Source organism: Leifsonia sp. EB34 (genome assembly GCF_041260585.1).
Taxonomy (GTDB): Bacteria; Actinomycetota; Actinomycetes; order Actinomycetales; family Microbacteriaceae; genus Leifsonia.
The window spans coordinates 719,791-738,216 of the sequence record NZ_JBGCCV010000001.1 but is presented as its reverse complement, the minus strand read 5'-3'; the positions used below and the strand labels follow the sequence as shown (position 1 = coordinate 738,216).

Here is an 18,426-nt window from a genome sequence, read left to right as displayed (position 1 = left end):
CTGCACCCCCAGCCGTGCCCGCGCTGTCCTCCGTGCCCGCTAGCCTGGAACGCATGGCGGTGTGGGACGACCTGACGGGTCAGGACGAGGCGATCGCCGTCGTCCGCTCCGCCGCCGAGGCGGCCACCGCCTCCGGTGCCGCCGACGCGGCGCGCGGCATGACGCACTCGTGGCTCATCACCGGCCCTCCGGGGTCGGGGCGCTCCAACCTCGCCTACGCCTTCGCGACGGCCCTGCTCAGCCCGGGCGATCCGGAGGGTGACCTGGCGGCGCAGCGCCAGGTGCAGGCCCGCACCCATCCCGACCTCGCCGTCCTCAGCACCGAGCGCGTCATCATCGCCATCGAGGAGGTCCGGTCGCTGGTCGCCAGCTCCCAGTTCTCGCCGTCCGTCGGCCGGTACCGGGTCATGGTGATCGAGGACGCCGACCGGATGACCGAGCGCACCTCCAACGTGCTGCTCAAGGCGCTGGAGGAGCCGCCGGAGCGCACCGTCTGGATCCTCTGCGCGCCGAGCGACGCCGACCTGCTGCCGACGATCCGCTCGCGCGTGCGTACCGTGCGGCTGAAGGTCCCGGACGTCGCGGACGTCGCCCGCCTGATCGAGCGCCGCGACGGCGTGGACCGCGCCACCGCCGAGCGTGCGGCGCGCCACGCGCAGAGCCACATCGGCATGGCGCACCGCCTCGCCACCAACGAGGAGGCCCGTCGCCGCCGCGCGCAGACGCTCGACCTCGCGCTCGGAATCCGCTCGGTCTCCGGCGCCGTGCTGGCCGCCGCGACCCTGCTGGAGGTGGCCGGAGCCGACGCGAAGGCGATCACCGAGGAGCGCGACGCCGAGGAGCGCGAGCACGCCCTCCGCTCGCTCGGCATCGAGCCGGGTGGGGCCATCCCGCCCGCCCTGCGCGGTCAGCTCCGTCAGCTCGAGGAGGACCAGAAGCGGCGCGCGACCCGTAGCCTCCGCGACGGGATCGACCGCATCCTCACCGACCTCCTCTCGCTGTACCGCGACGTGATGATGCTGCAGCTCGGCAGCAGCAGCGAACTGGTGAACGTCGAGCTGCGCGACCGCCTGACCGCTCTCAGCGCGCACACGAGTCCTGCCGCTACGCTCGCCGCGATGGATGCCGTCACCACCGCCCGCGAACGGATCGACGGCAACGTCGCTCCCGCCCTGGCCCTGGAGGCCATGCTCACGACGATCCTGCGCGGCGGCACCGCGCGAAAGGGGACAGACCTGTGACCATCCGTGAGGGCCGTCCGGCCCGCCGGCGGGCCGCTCGCACCGTCTTCGTCGCGATCGCGGCCGTCGTCGCGCTGACGCTGACCGGCTGCGTCACCTGGTTCATTCCTGCGAAGACGTCCACGACCTCCACGCCGGCGCCCGAGAAGGTGTCCGCGGCGCTCCAGCCGTTCTATCAGCAGAAGCTGGTCTGGTCCGACTGCTCCAACGGCAAGCAGTGCGCGACCGCGAAGGCGCCGATGACCTGGAGCGACCCCTCCGCCGGCGAGGTCTCCCTGGCGCTCATCCGGCAGCAGGCGAAGGGCACCAAGCAGGGCTCCCTCCTGGTGAACCCCGGCGGCCCCGGCGGCTCCGGCTACGACTTCGTGAAGGACTCGGTCGACTACGCGACCGACAAGACGCTGCAGAGCCACTTCGACGTCGTGGGCTTCGACCCGCGCGGAGTCGGCCACTCGACGGCCGTGAAGTGCTTCGACCCGCGGCAGATGGACGACTACCTCTACGGGATCACCCCCGGCCAGCGCGGCTCGGACCAGTGGATCGCCGCCAACGCGAAACTCTCCACGGACTTCGGCGCCGCGTGCGCCAAGAACACCGGCGCGCTGCTCGACCACGTCGACACCGTGAGCGCGGCGCGGGACCTCGACCTCCTGCGCGCGGTGCTCGGCGACACGAAGCTCAATTACCTCGGCTACTCGTACGGCACCTACCTGGGCGCCGTGTACGCGGGCCTCTATCCCGGCAAGACCGGTCGCCTCGTCCTCGACGGCGCGCTCGACCCGGCGGCGAGCAACGACGAGGTCACCAAGGTGCAGGCGATGGGCTTCGAGAGCGCCCTCCGCGCGTACCTGAAGAAGTGCCTCACGCAGAAGGACTGCCCGTTCAGCGGCACGGTGGACGACGGGATGAAGACCATCTCGGAGCTGCTGGCCGCCGTCGAACGCAGCCCGATCCGCAACTCGGACGGTCGCGAACTCGGGGCCAACACGCTCGCCACGGCGATCATCTACCCGCTCTACGACGCCACCGCGTGGTCGTACCTGAGCAGCATGTTCGCGAGCGTGATGAAGGGCAACGCCTCGGTCGCGTTCACCCTCGCCGACGGGTACAACAGCCGCAACAGCGACGGCACCTACTCCGACAACTCCACCGAAGCGTTCACGGCGATCAACTGCCTCGACTACGGCTACGACGCCGCCCCGGCCGCGATGCGGTCGCAGGCGGCCGAGCTCGCCGCGGCGGCGCCGGTGATCGGCCCGTACATGGCCTACGGCGACATCGGCTGCGCCACCTGGCCGTACAAGTCCACTGTGCAGCGCGGCCCGATCGCGGCGAAGGGCTCCGCGCCCATCCTCGTCGTCGGCACCACCAACGACCCGGCCACCCCGTACGTGTGGGCGAAGAACCTGGCGTCCGAGCTGGAGAACGGGCACCTGCTCACCTACAAGGGCGAGGGCCACACGGCGTACAACAAGTCCAACTCGTGCGTGAACAACACGGTGGACGACTTCCTCGTGGGGGGCACCGTCCCGCCCACGGGCAAGACCTGCTGACGCTCGAGCCCGGGATGCCGAAGGGCATGGATACGGACGCCACCGCCGCGGTGAGTGGTGCAATTTTGCAGACGGTGAAATAATCGAACCCGTGACTGCAGAGATCATCGGGACGTCGGAGGGCGAGCTGGGCCTCCGTGAGCGCAAGCGCATCGCCACCAGGCGCGCCATCCAGCTCGCCGCGCTCGAACTGGCGAGCGAACGTGGCTTCGACCATGTCACGGTCGACGAGATCAGCCACGCGGCGAACGTCTCGCCGCGCACGTTCTTCAACTACTTCCCGTCGAAGGAGTCCGCGATCATCGGTGAGCTCCCCGAGCTCCCGGATGAGGCCAGCATCGAGCGGTTCATCGAGGCCGGGCCGGCCGAGCCGATCCTGGACGGGCTGGGCAGGCTCCTCATCGCCGCGATCGAGACCGGCGACCTGGACGGCGGTCTCGACGGCAGCGACGCTGGCGACGCCGCCAGCGCGAAGGAGCTGCACGCCCTCCGCCGGACGCTCCTGAAAGGAAACCCGGAGCTGTTCGCCCAGCGGATGGCGAGCATGCACAAGTTCGAGGACGCCCTGAGCGCCGTCGTGCAGCGCCGGCTGGCGCACGACGATCCGGACCTGGCGGCCGACGAGGAGGCCGTGCACCAGCGCGCACGCCTGGTCACCTACGTGGCGTTCGCCGGGATGCGGCACGCCTGGTCCTGCTGGGCGGACCACGGCGGGGTCGAGCCGCTCGCCGACCGCCTCCGCAGCTCGTTCGCGCAGCTCCAGGCCCTCGGTGGCCAGCTCGACTGACCGGCGCCCGCCCCTCCCGGTGTGGTCGAAAGCATCCCGCCGGATCGGGTAAGCTATCTGACTGTGCCCGGGCGCGACGCCCGGCCACGCCGCCCTAGCTCAGTCGGCAGAGCATCTCACTCGTAATGAGAAGGTCAAGGGTTCGATTCCCTTGGGCGGCTCCGTTTCCGGTCTTTCTCCTCCTTTCTGCGATCCCGCGGAGACTGCCAATTCTCCTATCTATGCGACGCTCACCGGCGTAGACTCGGCAACAAATTGAGCATTAATCAGTTTGTTTGGGTGGGGACGTCATGGAAGCGACACGGGGGCGGCGTCGGGCGCGTGTGCTCGGCATGTTCACGGCGGTGGCGAGCGCGCTGCTGCTCATCGGGGGAGGAGTGAGCGTCGTGGCGCCGGCGGCGGCCGACACGATGCCGCCGAATCCCGCCAATCCGGCCACACCGCCGACGGTCGGCGCCACAGCGCTGCCGACCACCCAGATCGACGGGGTCGCGTGGTCGCAGGCGGTCGTCGGCGACACGGTCTACGTCGGCGGCAAGTTCACGACGGCCCGGCCGGCCGGCTCGCCTGCCGGCTCCAATACGGTGCCGCGCAACAACTTCCTCGCCTACAACATCACCAACGGCGCCCTCCTCACGAGCGTCAACGTGCAGGCGAACGCGCAGGTGCGGGCCGTCGCCGCCTCGCCCGACGGCAGCCGCGTGTACATCGGCGGCGATTTCACGACCCTGAACGGCGCCAGCTACTACCGGCTGGCCGCCATCAGCACGGCGACCGGGCAGGTGATCTCCTCGTTCCGGCCGGTCTTCGACAGTCAGGTGCGCTCGCTCGCCGTGACGAACACGGCGGTGTACGCGGGCGGGACGTTCTCCAGCGTGAACGGCGTCGGGCGGTCGTACCTGGCCGAGCTCAACGCGTCCAACGGCGCGCTCGTGACCGCGTGGGAGCCCACGGCCGACGCGGGCGTGCAGGCGCTCGCCGTCAGCACCGACGGCAGCCGTGTCTACGCGGGAGGCCAGTTCCAGCACATCAACGGTGCGAGCCACTACGGCCTGGCGATGCTGAACGCGACGAATGCCAGCACGTACCCGTTCCCGGCGAACAACGTCATCAAGGACGCCGGCCCCAACGCGGGGATCACCTCGCTGGCCGCGACCTCCGATCGCGTCTACGGCTCCGGCTACGTGTTCGGCTCCGGCGGCAACTTCGAGGGGAGCTTCTCCGCCGACCCGGTGACGGGGGCGCTGATCTGGATGGAGGACTGCCACGGCGACACGTACTCGGTCGCGCCGGTCGGCAACGTCCTCTACCTCGTCGGGCACCCGCACTTCTGCGGCAACGTCGGCGGCTTCCCGGAGACCAGCCCGCGCTCGTTCCACCACTCGCTCGCGTTCTCGAAGGCCGCCACCGGCACGATCACGAGGAACACCGTCGGCAACTACACGAACTTCCAGGGCCAGCCGGACCCGACCTTGCAGACCTGGTTCCCGAACTGGACGCCGGGGACGTTCACCGGCCAGGACCAGGCGACCTGGACGATCGCGGGCGACACCCGGTACACGGTGGTCGGCGGCGAGTTCCCGCAGGTGAACGGCCAGAACCAGTACGGCCTCACCCGCTTCGCGATGGACAGCGTCCAGCGCAGCACCACCGGTCCCAACAACAACAGCGCACTGACGCCGACCGCGACCTCCACCACGGCCGGGAAGGCGACCATCGCGTGGACGTCCACGTTCGACCAGGACAACATCCAGCTCACCTACGCGCTGTCCCGCGACGGCGACACGGCGCACCCGATCTACACCGCCGTCAAGAGCAACAACTTCTGGAACACCGGACCGATGAGCTTCACCGACAGCGGGCTGTCCCCTGGCAGCTCGCACACGTACAAGCTCACGGTCACGGACCCGGACGGCAACGCGATCTCACGCACCGGCAACACAGTGGTGGTCGCGGGCGGCGGGGGCAACCAGCCGCCGGTCGCGTCGTACAGCTACGGGACCAACGGGCTGACGGTCACCGTGAACGGCTCGGCCTCGAGCGACCCGGACGGCACGGTCACCTCCTACGCCTGGACCTTCGGCGACGGCGGAACCGCGACGGGCGCGACCGCGACCCACACCTACGCCGCCGCGGGGACCTACACCGTGACACTCACCGTCACCGACAACGGGGGCGCGACGAACTCCCTGTCGAAGCAGGTGACCGTGTCGACGGCCGGGGTGGTGGCGCAGGACAACTTCGCGCGCACCACGACGGGCGGCTGGGGGTCCGCGCAGACCGGAGGCGCGTGGACCGTCACCGGGACGGCGAGCGCGTACTCGGTCGGCTCGGGCACGGGCAACATGAGCGACGCCGCCGGGAGCACCATGACGGCATCGTTGGGTTCCGTCTCGTCCAGTCGCACCGACACCACCGTCCCCTTCACGACCAATGCGGCCCCCACCGGGGGCGGCCTGTTCGTCTCGGCGCTCGCGCGGCAGGTCGGCTCGGTCGCGTACGAGGGGCGGGCGTGGATCAGCTCCAGCGGCGCCGTGCAGGTCCAGCTCCTGCAGAGCGGAACGACGCTGAGTTCCGCCGTCGTCAGCGGCCTCACCTACGCGCCGGGAACACAAGTGAACCTGCGGGTCCAGGCGGTCGGAACCTCCCCGACGACCCTGCAGGCCAAGGTCTGGGCGGCCAGCGGGACCGAGCCGGCATCCTGGCAGGTCAGCGTCACCGACTCCACCGCCGCGCTGCAGTCGTTCGGCAGCGTCGGGCTGCGCGCCTACCTCTCGGGAGTGGCGACGGTGACGCCGGTCGTCGTGAAGTTCTCGAACTACCAGGTCGCCGCAGTGCCGTGAACTCCCGTGCCGTGAGCCGCTGTGCCGTGAGCCGCCATCGCTTCCTCGTCTCCTTCCGCGACGCGCCGGGTGCGTGCGGGAGGAGCGCGGGAGTGATGGCCCCGGGCGCCGCCGACTGGCGCTCACAGGGAACGCCGGTACTATACCCGGATGCGCGAACCGGACCAGCGCGACTCCGGTGCAACCGATGGCACCGAGTCTGAATCGACGAATCCCCCGACCACCGACCTCCCCACCGAGGACTCCTCTGCGACGAGTGAGGCCGGCGCCGGGGCGACCCCTTCCGGCCGTCGCTCGGCCGGCGCGGCGCGCTCGGGTGCGGCAGCGTCCGGTGCGGCAGTGTCCGGTGCGGCAGTGTCCGGTGCGGCAGTGTCAGGCGCACTGGGCGGTGCCGTCGCAGGCGTCCTGTCCGCGATCCGCACGCACCCGAAAGCGTGGATCGTCGCCGGCGCCGCTGCCGCGTTCGTGATCCTGGGCGCGGGCACCGTGGCGCTCGGCGCGACGGTCGGCTCGGCGCCGGCCGGAGCCGCGATCACGGTGGCCACGACCCCGACCCACTCCGCGACGCGCACGCCCACTCCGACGCCCACCCCCACGGCAGACCCGACGCGTCCCGTACCCGCCGCGCAGCCGGCCGCGAGCCGCATCCGCACCTGCTCGGTGGCCTCCCTCGCCCAGGACGGCCGGCTCGGCAACCTGGAGGCCCAGGTCGTCGACGCCAAGACCGGCCAGGTGCTGTTCGACCGCAACGGCGGCAAGCCCGGCCCGACCGCATCCGTGCTCAAGACGCTGACCTCCGCCGCCGCGCTCGCGACACTCGGCCCCGACTACCGGGTGCAGACCAGGGTCGTCGCCGGGAGCGTCCCCGGCCAGGTCGTCATCGTCGGCGGCGGCGACGTGACGCTGTCGCGCCTTCCGGGAGGCCAGGGCGCCTTCTACACGAACGCGCCCTCCATCCAGGATCTCGCCAGCCAGACCAAGCAGGCTCTCGGCGGCGTGCCGGTGACGTCCATCGTGGTGGACACCTCGCTGTTCGGCGGCCCGCTGTGGCAGCCGAGCTGGGACGAGCACGAGGAGCGCGTCGTCGAGGGATCGACGCCCTACATGTCCGCGCTGATGGTGGACGGCGACCGGGACAACCCGGGCGCGGTCGAGTCGCCGCGCAGCACCGACCCGACCGGCCGCGCGGTGCAGTACTTCCAGCAGTACCTCGGCACGAACGCGCCGGTGACCGCGGGCACCGCCCCCGCGGGCGCCCGGCAGCTCGCGGTCGTGCAGTCCCAGCCGGTGACGACCCTGATCGACCAGGCGATGACGTACTCGGACAACACGATCATGGAGGAGCTGGCCCGGCTCGTCGCGATCAAGGCCGGCGCGGGCAACACCTTCGACGCCGAGAACGCCGGCGTGCTGGCCGGTCTGAAGGCCTACGGCATCGACACCACCGGCATCCACATCGCCGACGGCTCCGGGCTCAGCGCCGACAACGCCGTGCCGCCGTCCTACCTCACCCAGCTCTTCATCAAGGTGCTCAACCGGCAGAACGGGCTCGGCGTGGTCTACGACGGCCTTCCGGTCGCCGGCCGGACCGGAACGCTCGGGCCGGGCTACAGCCGGTTCACCGGTGCGAGCTCGGTCGCGGACGGCTCGGTGCACGCCAAGACCGGCTGGATCAACAACGGCTATACGCTCGCGGGCATCATCGACGCTGCGGACGGATCCCAGCTCACCTTCGCCGTGTACGCGCTCGGCCCGGTGACGGACAATGCCAAGCAGGCGATCGACGCGCTGACGGCGGGCTTCTACAAGTGCGGGGAGAACCTCAGCAACGGCTGAGCCGGGCGATCAGGCGAACGGACGAGCGAGCGATCAGGCGAACAGGGGAGGCGGAGATGGGCAAGGCGCTGTTCATCATCGACGTGCAGAACGACTTCACCGAGGGCGGAGCGCTCGGCGTGGACGGGGGAGCGGCGGTGGCCGCGGCCATCACCGAGCACCTCCGCGCGCACGCCGACGAGTACGCGATCATCCTCGCGAGCCGCGACTGGCATGACCGCGACAACGACAACGGCGGCCACTTCGCGACCGACGCCGAACCGGACTTCGTGAACACCTGGCCCGTGCACTGCGTCGCGGGCACGAACGGCGCGGAGTATCATCCCGCGCTCGACACGTCCCGTGTCGGGTACCACATCCGCAAGGGGCAGGGCGTCCCGGCGTACTCGATCTTCGAGGGGCGCACCGAGGCGGGCTCCACCGTCCACAACCTCCTCGACGAGCACGGGATCGACACCGTCGACGTGGTGGGGATCGCGACCGACTACTGCGTGCGCGCTTCCGCGCTGGACGCGCTGAACCACGGTCAGCGGGTGCGGGTGCTGACCGGGCTGGTGGCGGGGGTCGCGCCGGGGTCGTCCGAGGCGGCGCTGGCGGAGCTGGCTCACGCGGGGGCGGAGCTCGTGGACAAGCCCTGAAGTGGTTCAGGCCAACGGGTCCCGTCACTTCTGGGTGGCGGGACCTTCTTCATGCGCGCTAGGCTGATTACTAACCAAGCTAGGTAATCTGGAGGCGCAGCCATGAAGACCCGATCCGACTGGACGCCGGCCCGCTGGCTGCGCATCGTGCTGCCCACCGTCGTCATCGCGATCTGGTTCGTCGCCGGGAGCCTCGGCGGCCCCACCTTCGGCAAGCTCTCCGGCGTCTCCAGCAACGACCAGGCTGCGTTCCTCCCCGCAAGCGCCGAGTCGACCGAGGTGCAGGACTGGCAGAAGCGGTTCACGGACTCGCACGCGGTGCCCGCCATCGTCGTCATCCAGTCCGACTCGACCATCCCGCCGAGCGACCTCGCCTCCTTCGCCGCGCTCGGCACGAAGCTCGGCGACGTGAAGGGGGTGCAGGCTCCCGCGTCCGGCCAGAGCACGAGCGTCGCCGGGCCGATCCCGTCGCAGGACGGCCGTGCTGTCGAGTTCCTCGTGCCCGTCGCGGACACGAACAACGTCAAGACGGTCGTCGCCGACCTCCGCAGTGTGCTGAAGAGCGAGCTGCCGTCGGGGACGCAGGGCTGGGTCACCGGCCCCGCCGGTCTGACCGCCGACCTGGTCAACGCGTTCGGCGGCATCGACGGCATCCTGTTGTTCGTGGCGGTCGGAGCGGTGTTCGTGATCCTGCTGCTGGTGTACCGGGCGCTGCTGCTGCCGTTCCTGGTGCTGCTCACCTCGGTGTTCGCGCTCTCCGCGGCGATCCTCATCGTCTACTTCTTCGCGCTCTGGGGCTGGATCAAGCTCAGCGGCCAAAGCCAGGGCATCCTGTCCATCCTGGTGATCGGAGCGGCCACCGACTACTCGCTGCTGCTGGTCGCCCGCTACCGGGAGGCCCTGGAGCACGACCAGTCGCGCTGGACGGCGATCGCGAAGGCGTGGCGGGCGGCCTTCGAGCCGATCCTGGCCTCCGGGGCGACGGTCATCCTCGCGCTGCTGTGCCTGCTGTTCTCCGACCTCAACTCGAACAAGAGCCTCGGCCCGATCGCCGCGATCGGGATCGTCTTCTCGCTGCTGTCGGCGCTGACCCTGCTGCCGACCCTGCTCGCGGTGTTCGGGCGGCCCGCATTCTGGCCGTTCCGGCCGAAGTACGCGGGTGAGTCCCAGCACGAGCACACGCACGGGGCGACGGAGAAAGTCGCTGGGCTCGAGGGCATCCGCGGCGTCTGGCGGCGCGTCGGCCTCCTCATCGCGCACCGGCCGCGCGTCACCTGGATCGTGTCGTTCGTGGTGCTCGTCGCGTGCGCGTTCGGGCTCACCGGCCTGAAAGCGAACGGCGTCGAGCAGACCGCGCTGGTGCTCACCCAGTCCGACGCCGTGGACGGCCAGAAGGTGCTCGCGAAGCACTTCGACGCCGGGTCGGGCGCGCCGGTGCTGATCGTGGCGAAGGAGGCCGACGCGGACGCCGTGCTCGCCGCCGCGAAGCAGAACGACGGCATCTCGGCCGCCACCCTGTACGCCGGGAACGTGAGGCCGACCCAACCGGGGCAGAGCGCGCCTCCGCCGGTCGTGAAGGACGGCCGCGTGCTCATCCAGGCGACCCTGAAGGCGCAGCCCGACTCGTCCGCGGCCGAGCAGGTGGTCCGCGACCTGCGCCGTGAGCTGCCCGCGGCGGGGTCCGGCGTGCTCGTCGGCGGCGTCACGGCGATCGCCCTCGACACCAACGACACCGCGCAGCGCGACCTGTTGCGGATCATCCCGATCGTGCTGCTGGTGATCCTGCTGGTGCTGATGCTGCTGCTGCGCTCGATCCTCGCGCCGGTGCTGCTGATCGCCAGCGTCGTGCTGTCGTACGCCGCGGCGCTCGGCGTCTCGGCGCTCGTGTTCGACCACCTGTTCCGCTTCCCGGGGGCGGATGCGAGCGTGCCGCTGTTCGGCTTCGTGTTCCTCGTCGCGCTCGGCGTGGACTACAACATCTTCCTGATGACCCGGGTGCGCGAGGAGTCGCTGCGGCTCGGCACCCGGCCGGGCATTCTGCGCGGGCTCGGTATGACCGGCAGCGTCATCACGTCGGCCGGGGTGGTGCTGGCGGCGACGTTCGCGGCCCTCGCGGTCATCCCGATCCTGTTCCTGGTGCAGATCGCGTTCATCGTCGCGTTCGGGGTGCTGCTCGACACCGTGCTGGTGCGCTCGCTGCTGGTGCCGGCGGCCGCGTACGACGTCGGTCGTGCGATCTGGTGGCCGTCGAAGCTGTGGCGGTCGCCCTCCGCGCGCTGAGCGAGGCCCTGGGTCGGGTCCGACCCGGCGAATCGTGCTTCACCGCAGTGCCGGCAGGCTGTACAGCGGGAGGCCGCAGCGTGCTTGTCGAATGCGCAGGATGCACGCCAGGGCGCCGACGCGTTGCCGCCTCTTCACCTGTCGGTCAGAGTGGCATCCATGACCCCCACGATGCTCGAGCCGGTCCTCGGCGCGTCGATCGGAGCGGGCGCCGACGCCGCCGCGCTGCTCCGCCGGCTCTACCGGACCCTGGCGACCGTCCGGCGCCTCGATCGCGAGGCGGTCGTGCTGCGCGGCCACGGCGTCCTCCCCGGCTACGTCGACTCCCGCGGCCGTGAGGCGGTGCAGGTGGGCGCCGCGCTCGCCCTGCAGGCCTCCCGCGACCGCGCGTTCCCGACCGCCCACGAGCCCGGGATGGCGATCGCCCTCGGCGGCGACCCCGCCACCGTTCTGCACTCCGGGTGCCACGGCGCCGACGCCGTGGACGGCCCGGTGACGCACGCCGTCGGCTGGGCGCTCTGCGCGAAGCTCGACCGCACCGGAGGCTGCGCCCTCTCCACCCTCGGCGCGGGCGCCGGCTCGGCGGCGGAGCTGCGCACGGCGGTCACGACGGCGCGCGCCTCCGCCCTGCCGGTCGTGTTCCTGTCCAGCTCGGGACGCACCGAGGGCGCCGGGATGCCCGTGCTGCTGGTCGACGGCGCCGACGCGCTCGCGGTCCACGACGCCACCGTGAAGGCGCTGGAGCTCGCCCGGTCCGGCGCCGGACCCGTCCTGATCGACGCCGTCCTCCCCGGACCGTCCGCGTGGCCCGCGCGCGACCCGCTCGTCGTGTGCGAGCAGCGGCTGCGCGCGACGGGAACGGTGGACGACGGCTTCTTCGCGGAGGTCGCCGACACCGCGGACGCGCTCGCCGACCGGCTGCGCGCCCGGCTCACCGTCCGAGCCTGAACCCCCGAGTCCGACCCTGAACCCCGAGACTGAACCAGGCGCGATCGGCGAGGATGGGACCATGCGCATCCACGTCGAACGTCATCCCGGGGCCGACCCTGTGCTGCTGGTCCACGGCTTCGCGACCACCGGCGCGCTCACCTGGGAGGCCACCGACTGGGTCGCCGCGCTCGCCGCGGCCGGGCGCGGAGCCCTCGTCCCCGACCTACGCGGCCACGGCGCCAGCGACGCACCGCACGACCCGGCCGCCTACTCGCCCGACCTGCTGGCGGAGGACCTGCTCGCCGTGCTGGACGAGCAGGGCCTCGACCGTGTCGACGTCATCGGGTACTCGATGGGGAGCTGGGTCTCCCTGGCGCTCGTCGGCCGGGCGCCCGAGCGCGTCCGGCGCCTGGTGGTCGGCGGCGTCGGCACCGTGGAGCAGTTCGGGCACTGGGGCGTGGAGGCCGTGCGGCGGGCGATCCTGGAGGGTGCGGACACGCTGCCGGCCGACGCTCCGCTGGGGCCGCTCCTGGCCTCCCTGCGCGAGGCCCCCGGAGTCGACCGCGAGGCGCTCGCCGCGTGCGCGACCGGGATGGCGCAGCACCCGCTGCCGCTGGCCTCCACCGTGCCGACCCTCGTCGTGGCCGGCGACGCGGACCCGGTCGCCCAGGACGCGGACGAGGCCGCCCGGCTGCTCGGCGCGGAGCTGGTGCTGCTGCCGCGCCGCAACCACATCACGGGACTCAGCGCCCGCGGCTTCAAGCAGGCTGCGCTTCCCTTCCTGGGAGCTTCGGTCAGCCTGTAGGCGACGCGGCGGGCGGGTCGTACGATGTGCGAGGAGCGAAGGAGTGCCCGCATGATCGACAAGCTGGACGCCGACCTCATCGCGCTGCTCACGGAGGAGCCCCGGCTCGGCGTGTTCGAGGCGTCGCGGAGGCTCGGCGTCGCCCGAGGCACGGTGCAGGCCCGGCTCGACCGGCTGCAGCGCACCGGAGTGATCAAGGACTTCGCACCCACGATCGACAGCCTCCGGCTCGGCTTCCCCGTCACGGCGTTCGTCACGGCCGAGATCGCCCAGAGCGACCTCTCCGTCGTCGAGCATCTGCGCGGCATCCCCGAGGTGCTGGAGGTGCACACCGTGACCGGGGCGGGGGACCTGCTGATCCGGGTGGTCGCGCGCTCGAACGCCGACCTGCAGCGGGTGATCAGCGGCATCCTCAGCGAGCCGGGCATCAGCCGCACCTCCACGGTGATCGCACTGGAGACCACGATCGAGCACCGCAGCGTGCCGCTGGTGGAGTCCGCGGTGGAGGAGTGAGCGCGGCCGGAGACGCCCAAACGCGCCGGGACGCGGCACGAGACGACATGAGACGAGGAGCGACGATGGACGAGAAGACCCTGCTGGAGCGCGTGCCCGACCGCCTGTTCATCGGCGGCGAGTGGGTGCCCGGCTCGAACGGCACCCTGAAGGTCTACGACCCGGCGACCGGCGACCTGATCCGCGAGATCGCGGACGCGTCGGTGGAGGACGGGAAGCGCGCGCTCGACGCCGCGGTGGCCGCCGCCGACGGCTGGGCGGCGACCCCGCCGCGCACCCGCGGCGAGATCCTGCGCCGCGCCTTCGACCTGCTGCAGGAGCGCCGCGAGGAGTTCGCCCTCCTGATGACGCTGGAGATGGGCAAGCCGCTGGCGGAGTCCAACGGCGAGGTCACCTACGGCGGCGAGTTCCTCCGCTGGTTCTCCGAGGAGGCCGTGCGCATCGCGGGTCGCTACGGGACCAACCCCGAGGGCACCGGCCGCATGATCGTGTCGCAGCATCCGGTCGGGCCGTGCTTCCTGATCACGCCGTGGAACTTCCCGCTCGCGATGGCGACCCGGAAGATCGCGCCGGCGCTCGCCGCGGGCTGCACCGTCGTGGTGAAGCCGGCCGAGCTGACGCCGCTGACCACGCTGTACTTCGCCCGGCTGCTGGAGGACGCGGGCCTGCCCGCCGGCGTGCTCAACGTCATCACGACCTCCACCTCGGGGAAGGTCTCCGCCCCGATCATCGCCGATCCGCGCCTCCGCAAGCTGTCGTTCACGGGCTCCACCGAGGTCGGCCGCAAGCTTCTGCAGCAGGCGTCCGAGAACGTCCTGCGCACCTCGATGGAGCTCGGCGGCAACGCCCCGTTCGTCGTGTTCGACGACGCGGACCTCGACCGGGCGGTGGACGGCGCGATGCTCGCGAAGTTCCGCAACATCGGGGAGGCCTGCACGGCTGCCAACCGCTTCATCGTCCACGAGGACGTCGCCGACGAGTTCGCCCGCCGGGTCGCCGACCGCGTGAAGGCGATGAAGATCGGCCGCGGCACCGAGGACGGCGTCACCATCGGCCCGCTCATCAACGAGGACGCCGTCGACAAGGCCGCCGAGCTGCTGGAGGACGCGGTCTCGCGCGGCGCCACGGTGCTCGCGGGCGGGTCGCGGGTCTCCGGGGCCGGCACCTTCTTCGAGCCCACCGTCGTGACCGACGTGCGGGCGGGGAGCGAGATCCTCCGGCAGGAGATATTCGGCCCCGTGCTGTCGATCGTGCGCTTCCGCGACGAGGACGAGGCGGTGCGGATCGCCAACGACACCGAGTTCGGGCTCGTGTCCTACGTGTTCACCAAGGACCTCGCGCGCGGCCAGCGGATGATCGAGCGCCTGCAGACCGGCATGATGGGGCTGAACGTCGGCGTCGTCTCCAACGCCGCCGCCCCGTTCGGCGGGGTGAAGCAGTCCGGGCTGGGGCGCGAGGGAGGCCTGGAGGGCATCCACGAGTACCTCAGCACCAAGTACACCCTGACGCCGGACCCGTTCAGCGTCTGACACCGTCCGCCATCCGACGCGAGGAGCGCACCACCATGGCCACCGAAGCCGTCATCGTCGACGTCGTCCGCACGCCCTCCGGGCGCGGCAAGCCGGGCGGCGAGCTGTCCGACATCCACCCGGCCGACCTCCTGGCCGGCGTGCTGGCCGAGGTCGTGCACCGCAACGGCGTCGACCCCGCGCTGGTGGACGACGTCCTCGCCGGCTGCGTCACGCAGTCGGGCGAGCAGGCCGGCAACATCGCGCGCACGGCGCTGCTGAGTGCGGGGTTCCCCGAGAGCGTCCCGGGCGTCACGATCGACCGCCAGTGCGGCTCCAGCCAGCAGGCCGCCGCGTTCGCCGCGCAGGGCGTCATTGCGGGCGCATACGACATCGCGATCGCCTGCGGGGTGGAGTCGATGAGCCGCGTGCCGATGGGCTCCAACCTCGGCGGCGCCTCCCTCGGCGGCGAGCTGCTGCACTCGCGCTACCCGGAGGGGCTGGTGAACCAGGGCGTCGCAGCCGAGCTGATCGCCGAGCGCTGGGGGTTCTCCCGTGAGGAGCTGGACGCCTTCGCGGCCGAGTCGCACCGCCGTGCGGCGGAGGCGGCGGCATCGGGCGCGTTCGAGAGCGAGCTGGTGCCGGTGCCGACCCCGGACAGCGGCAGCGTCACGGCGGACGAGACCATCCGGCCGGGGACGACCGCGGAGAAGCTGGCGGCGCTGTCGCCGTCGTTCCGCACCGACCGGCTCGCCGAGCGCTTCCCGCAGCTCGACTGGCGGATCACGCCGGGCAACTCGTCGCCGCTGACCGACGGCGCCTCGGCCGCGCTGATCATGAGCGCGGAGGCCGCAGCACGGCTCGGGCTGCGGCCGCGGGCGCGATTCCACTCGTTCGCGGTGGCGGGCAGCGACCCGCTGTTCATGCTCACCGGCATCCTCCCCGCGACGCGCAAGCTCCTCGACCGCAGTGGCGTGAAGCTGGAGGACATCGCCGCGTACGAGGTCAACGAGGCGTTCGCGCCGGTGCCGCTGCTGTGGCTGCGCGAGTTCGGCGCCGACCCGGCGCGGCTGAACCCGCGCGGCGGCGCGATCGCGCTGGGCCACGCACTCGGCTCGTCCGGGACGCGCCTGCTCGGCACCCTGCTCAACGAACTGGAGGCCACCGGCGGCCGGTTCGGCCTCCAGACCATGTGCGAGGGCGGCGGCACCGCCAACGCCACCCTGATCGAACGACTCTGACCCCTTCCCGCACCCACCCCGCTTCGAAAGGATCACCCATGCAGATCGACGGATGTTCGGCGCTCGTCACCGGCGGCGCCAGCGGCCTCGGCAACGCCACCGCCCGCGCGCTCACGGACGCCGGCGCCCGCGTCGTCATCCTGGACCTGCCGAGCTCCGAGGGCGAGAAGGCCGCCGTCGCGCTCGGCCCGCACGCCCGCTTCGTGCCCGCTGACGTCACGGACGAGGAGCAGGTGCAGGCCGCCGTGGACGCCGCGAGTGCGCTCGGCCCCCTACGCGTCGTGGTGAACTGCGCCGGCATCGCGACGGCCCAGAAGGTCATCGGCCGCGACGGCGTGCTGCCGCTGGAGAGCTTCGAGCGCGTGATCCGCGTCAACCTGATCGGCACGTTCAACGTGGTGCGCCTCGCCGCGGTCGCGATGGCGGAGACGGAGCCGGTCGGCCAGGACATCCCGGGAGGCCAGGAGCGAGGCGTCATCGTCAACACCGCCTCCGTCGCCGCGTTCGACGGCCAGATCGGCCAGCCCGCCTACTCCGCGTCGAAGGGCGGCGTCGCCGCGATGACGCTGCCGCTCGCCCGTGAGTTCGCCCGCAGCCTGATCCGCGTCGTCACCATCGCGCCCGGCATCTTCGAGACGCCGATGATGGCCGGCCTCCCGCAGGCCGCGCAGGACTCGCTGGCGGCCCAGGTCCCGCACCCGTCGCGCCTCGGCCGGCCCGCCGAGTACGCGCAGCTCGTGCGCGCCATCGTGGAGAACCCCATGCTCAACGGGGAGACGATCCGCCTCGACGGGGCGATCCGGATGCAGCCGAAGTAGAAGACCATCGACACTAGGGTACCGATTGCGGTACCCTAGTGTGCATGATGGCCGTGTCCGAATTTGCGATGCATCGGGGGATTACTCCGCGACGCGTACGTGCTCTCATCGAGAGCGGAAAGCTCGCGGCCCAGAAAGTCGGGAATCGCTGGGTGCTGGACGAGGCCTTGCTGAGGCCGGCTCGACCGGCCGTCCGCCCGATGAGCAGGAGAATGGCGTGGGCACTCGCCGACGAATTGGACGGGCCCGGAATGCACGCGAGCAGGCATCTCGCGAGCACCGAAGTGAGTCGGATCCGCGGGAAGGTCGAGCGGCTGAAGGAGTCGGATGATCCCGTCGCCCTTCTTTCGGCCTGGCTCGCGGACCGTGCGGATCATCGCGTTTTCAACGCCGACCCAGGAGTCGTGAACGAACTGCGGGCCGACCATCGCGTGATCGTGTCAGGGATCAGCGATGAACGCTCAGGGCTCTCGTCTTTCTCCGAGGTCGAGGGATATATCGGCGTCGACGATCTCGACGACGTCGTGTTCGACTACCTTCTGGTCCCTGGAAGTCGCAAAAATGTTGTGCTCCATGTCGTCGACCGTCGACCGACGAAGATCGGGAATGCGTTGCTCGCCGTCGACCTTGCGGACAGGTCGACGCCGCGCGAGCTGACCCGAGCGAGAGCGCTGCTCCAGGAGTCGCTGTGACCACTGTCCTCCCGGCGATGGCGAACCGGCAGCGTGCGGGATGGTGCGCTCTCTTCGACATCGCCGACGTGCGACCAGACGGCTGGAGTCTGGTGGGAGGGCAGATGGTCTTCCTGCACTGTGTCGAGCGAAACCGATTCCCGGTTCGGCCGACCGATGACGTGGATGCCGTGCTCGATGTGCGCGCGAATCCGTTGGTCGTGCGGGACTTCACCACCACGCTTCTCGAACTCGGGTTCGCGTCCGACGGCGAAACCTGGTCCGGACATCAGCATCGGTGGATTCGGGGGGATGCGATCGTGGACATTCTCATCCCGCGATTCCTCGGCGACCGCGCCGAGAAGAGACGTGGCGCGACGGGTGGAACGACCCTTCCTACTATCGGTGGACAGGCGGTGCTCGATCGCTCGGAGGTCGTGGAGCTCGACCTCGAAGGCCGCAGAGGACGAATTCGTCGGCCGGACCTTCTCGGCGCACTCGCCGCCAAGGCTGCCGCGTACACGAACCAACTCGATGGCGGCCGGGACAGGCATCTGATCGATTTCACGGTGCTCGCAACGCTCGTCGGGAGAGGCGACGTCGACGATCGTTCCCTGACCAGGAACGACTTTCAGCGTGTCTCCAACGCTCTCGGAAATCTCGCGCTGCGGCGGGAGCTCACGGGCGGTGTCGAGGGTGGAATGGAAGGCCTCGACCGGCTCCGTCTTGCGCTCAGCCGGTCGCGTTTCGCGAAGTAGGCGG

The 18,426-nt window shown here is 71.1% G+C and carries 15 protein-coding genes and 1 tRNA gene; all 16 read left to right on the top strand.

The features are described 5' to 3' along the window. Positions 1-53: 53 nt before the first annotated feature. The 16 genes from ABIA36_RS03510 to ABIA36_RS03435 all read left to right on the top strand — a co-directional run bounded on the left by ABIA36_RS03510 (position 54) and on the right by ABIA36_RS03435 (position 18,422). A complete protein-coding gene (locus ABIA36_RS03510) occupies positions 54-1,241 on the top strand; it encodes a DNA polymerase III subunit delta' (protein WP_369960884.1) in 1,188 nt (395 codons plus the stop codon). Continuing rightward, positions 1,238-2,794 (top strand): alpha/beta hydrolase, encoded by a 1,557-nt coding sequence (locus ABIA36_RS03505; protein ID WP_369960883.1) that lies wholly within the window; start codon positions 1,238-1,240, stop codon positions 2,792-2,794. The genes ABIA36_RS03510 and ABIA36_RS03505 overlap by 4 nt, the downstream gene beginning before the upstream one ends. A gap of 91 nt (positions 2,795-2,885) precedes the next feature. Further along, positions 2,886-3,581 carry a TetR family transcriptional regulator gene (locus tag ABIA36_RS03500; RefSeq protein WP_369960882.1) on the top strand — a complete coding sequence of 232 codons (696 nt, stop codon included), beginning with the start codon at positions 2,886-2,888 and terminating at the stop codon, positions 3,579-3,581. Positions 3,582-3,669: 88 nt separating this feature from the next. Then, a tRNA-Thr gene (locus ABIA36_RS03495) sits at positions 3,670-3,742 on the top strand. 129 nt (positions 3,743-3,871) lie between these two features. Beyond that, positions 3,872-6,424 (top strand): PKD domain-containing protein, encoded by a 2,553-nt coding sequence (locus tag ABIA36_RS03490; protein WP_369960881.1) that lies wholly within the window; start codon positions 3,872-3,874, stop codon positions 6,422-6,424. Positions 6,425-6,793: 369 nt separating this feature from the next. Then, positions 6,794-8,260, top strand: a complete 1,467-nt coding sequence (gene dacB, locus ABIA36_RS03485) for a D-alanyl-D-alanine carboxypeptidase/D-alanyl-D-alanine-endopeptidase (RefSeq protein ID WP_369960879.1) — start codon at positions 6,794-6,796, stop codon at positions 8,258-8,260. Positions 8,261-8,316: 56 nt separating this feature from the next. Next, positions 8,317-8,898 (top strand): isochorismatase family protein, encoded by a 582-nt coding sequence (locus ABIA36_RS03480; protein WP_369960878.1) that lies wholly within the window; start codon positions 8,317-8,319, stop codon positions 8,896-8,898. Between the two features lie 102 nt (positions 8,899-9,000). After that, a complete protein-coding gene (locus ABIA36_RS03475) occupies positions 9,001-11,178 on the top strand; it encodes an efflux RND transporter permease subunit (protein ID WP_369960877.1) in 2,178 nt (725 codons plus the stop codon). 159 nt (positions 11,179-11,337) lie between these two features. Further along, entirely contained in the window at positions 11,338-12,126 is a 789-nt protein-coding gene (locus tag ABIA36_RS03470; protein WP_369960876.1) for a thiamine pyrophosphate-dependent enzyme, read from the top strand. A gap of 61 nt (positions 12,127-12,187) precedes the next feature. After that, positions 12,188-12,913 (top strand): alpha/beta fold hydrolase, encoded by a 726-nt coding sequence (locus ABIA36_RS03465; protein WP_369960875.1) that lies wholly within the window; start codon positions 12,188-12,190, stop codon positions 12,911-12,913. Positions 12,914-12,964: 51 nt separating this feature from the next. Continuing rightward, positions 12,965-13,426, top strand: a complete 462-nt coding sequence (locus ABIA36_RS03460; RefSeq protein ID WP_369960874.1) for an Lrp/AsnC family transcriptional regulator — start codon at positions 12,965-12,967, stop codon at positions 13,424-13,426. 65 nt (positions 13,427-13,491) lie between these two features. Then, positions 13,492-14,955 (top strand): NAD-dependent succinate-semialdehyde dehydrogenase, encoded by a 1,464-nt coding sequence (locus ABIA36_RS03455; protein ID WP_369960873.1) that lies wholly within the window; start codon positions 13,492-13,494, stop codon positions 14,953-14,955. A 35-nt stretch (positions 14,956-14,990) separates the two neighbouring features. Further along, positions 14,991-16,175: an acetyl-CoA C-acyltransferase gene (locus ABIA36_RS03450; protein WP_369960872.1), complete on the top strand. Its 1,185-nt coding sequence runs from the start codon at positions 14,991-14,993 to the stop codon at positions 16,173-16,175. 38 nt (positions 16,176-16,213) lie between these two features. Next, a complete protein-coding gene (locus tag ABIA36_RS03445) occupies positions 16,214-16,993 on the top strand; it encodes a 3-hydroxyacyl-CoA dehydrogenase (protein ID WP_369960871.1) in 780 nt (259 codons plus the stop codon). 44 nt (positions 16,994-17,037) lie between these two features. After that, complete coding sequence (locus tag ABIA36_RS03440) at positions 17,038-17,685, top strand: hypothetical protein (RefSeq protein ID WP_369960870.1); 648 nt, start codon at positions 17,038-17,040, stop codon at positions 17,683-17,685. Continuing rightward, complete coding sequence (locus ABIA36_RS03435; protein ID WP_369960869.1) at positions 17,682-18,422, top strand: hypothetical protein; 741 nt, start codon at positions 17,682-17,684, stop codon at positions 18,420-18,422. The genes ABIA36_RS03440 and ABIA36_RS03435 overlap by 4 nt, the downstream gene beginning before the upstream one ends. Positions 18,423-18,426: the final 4 nt, after the last annotated feature.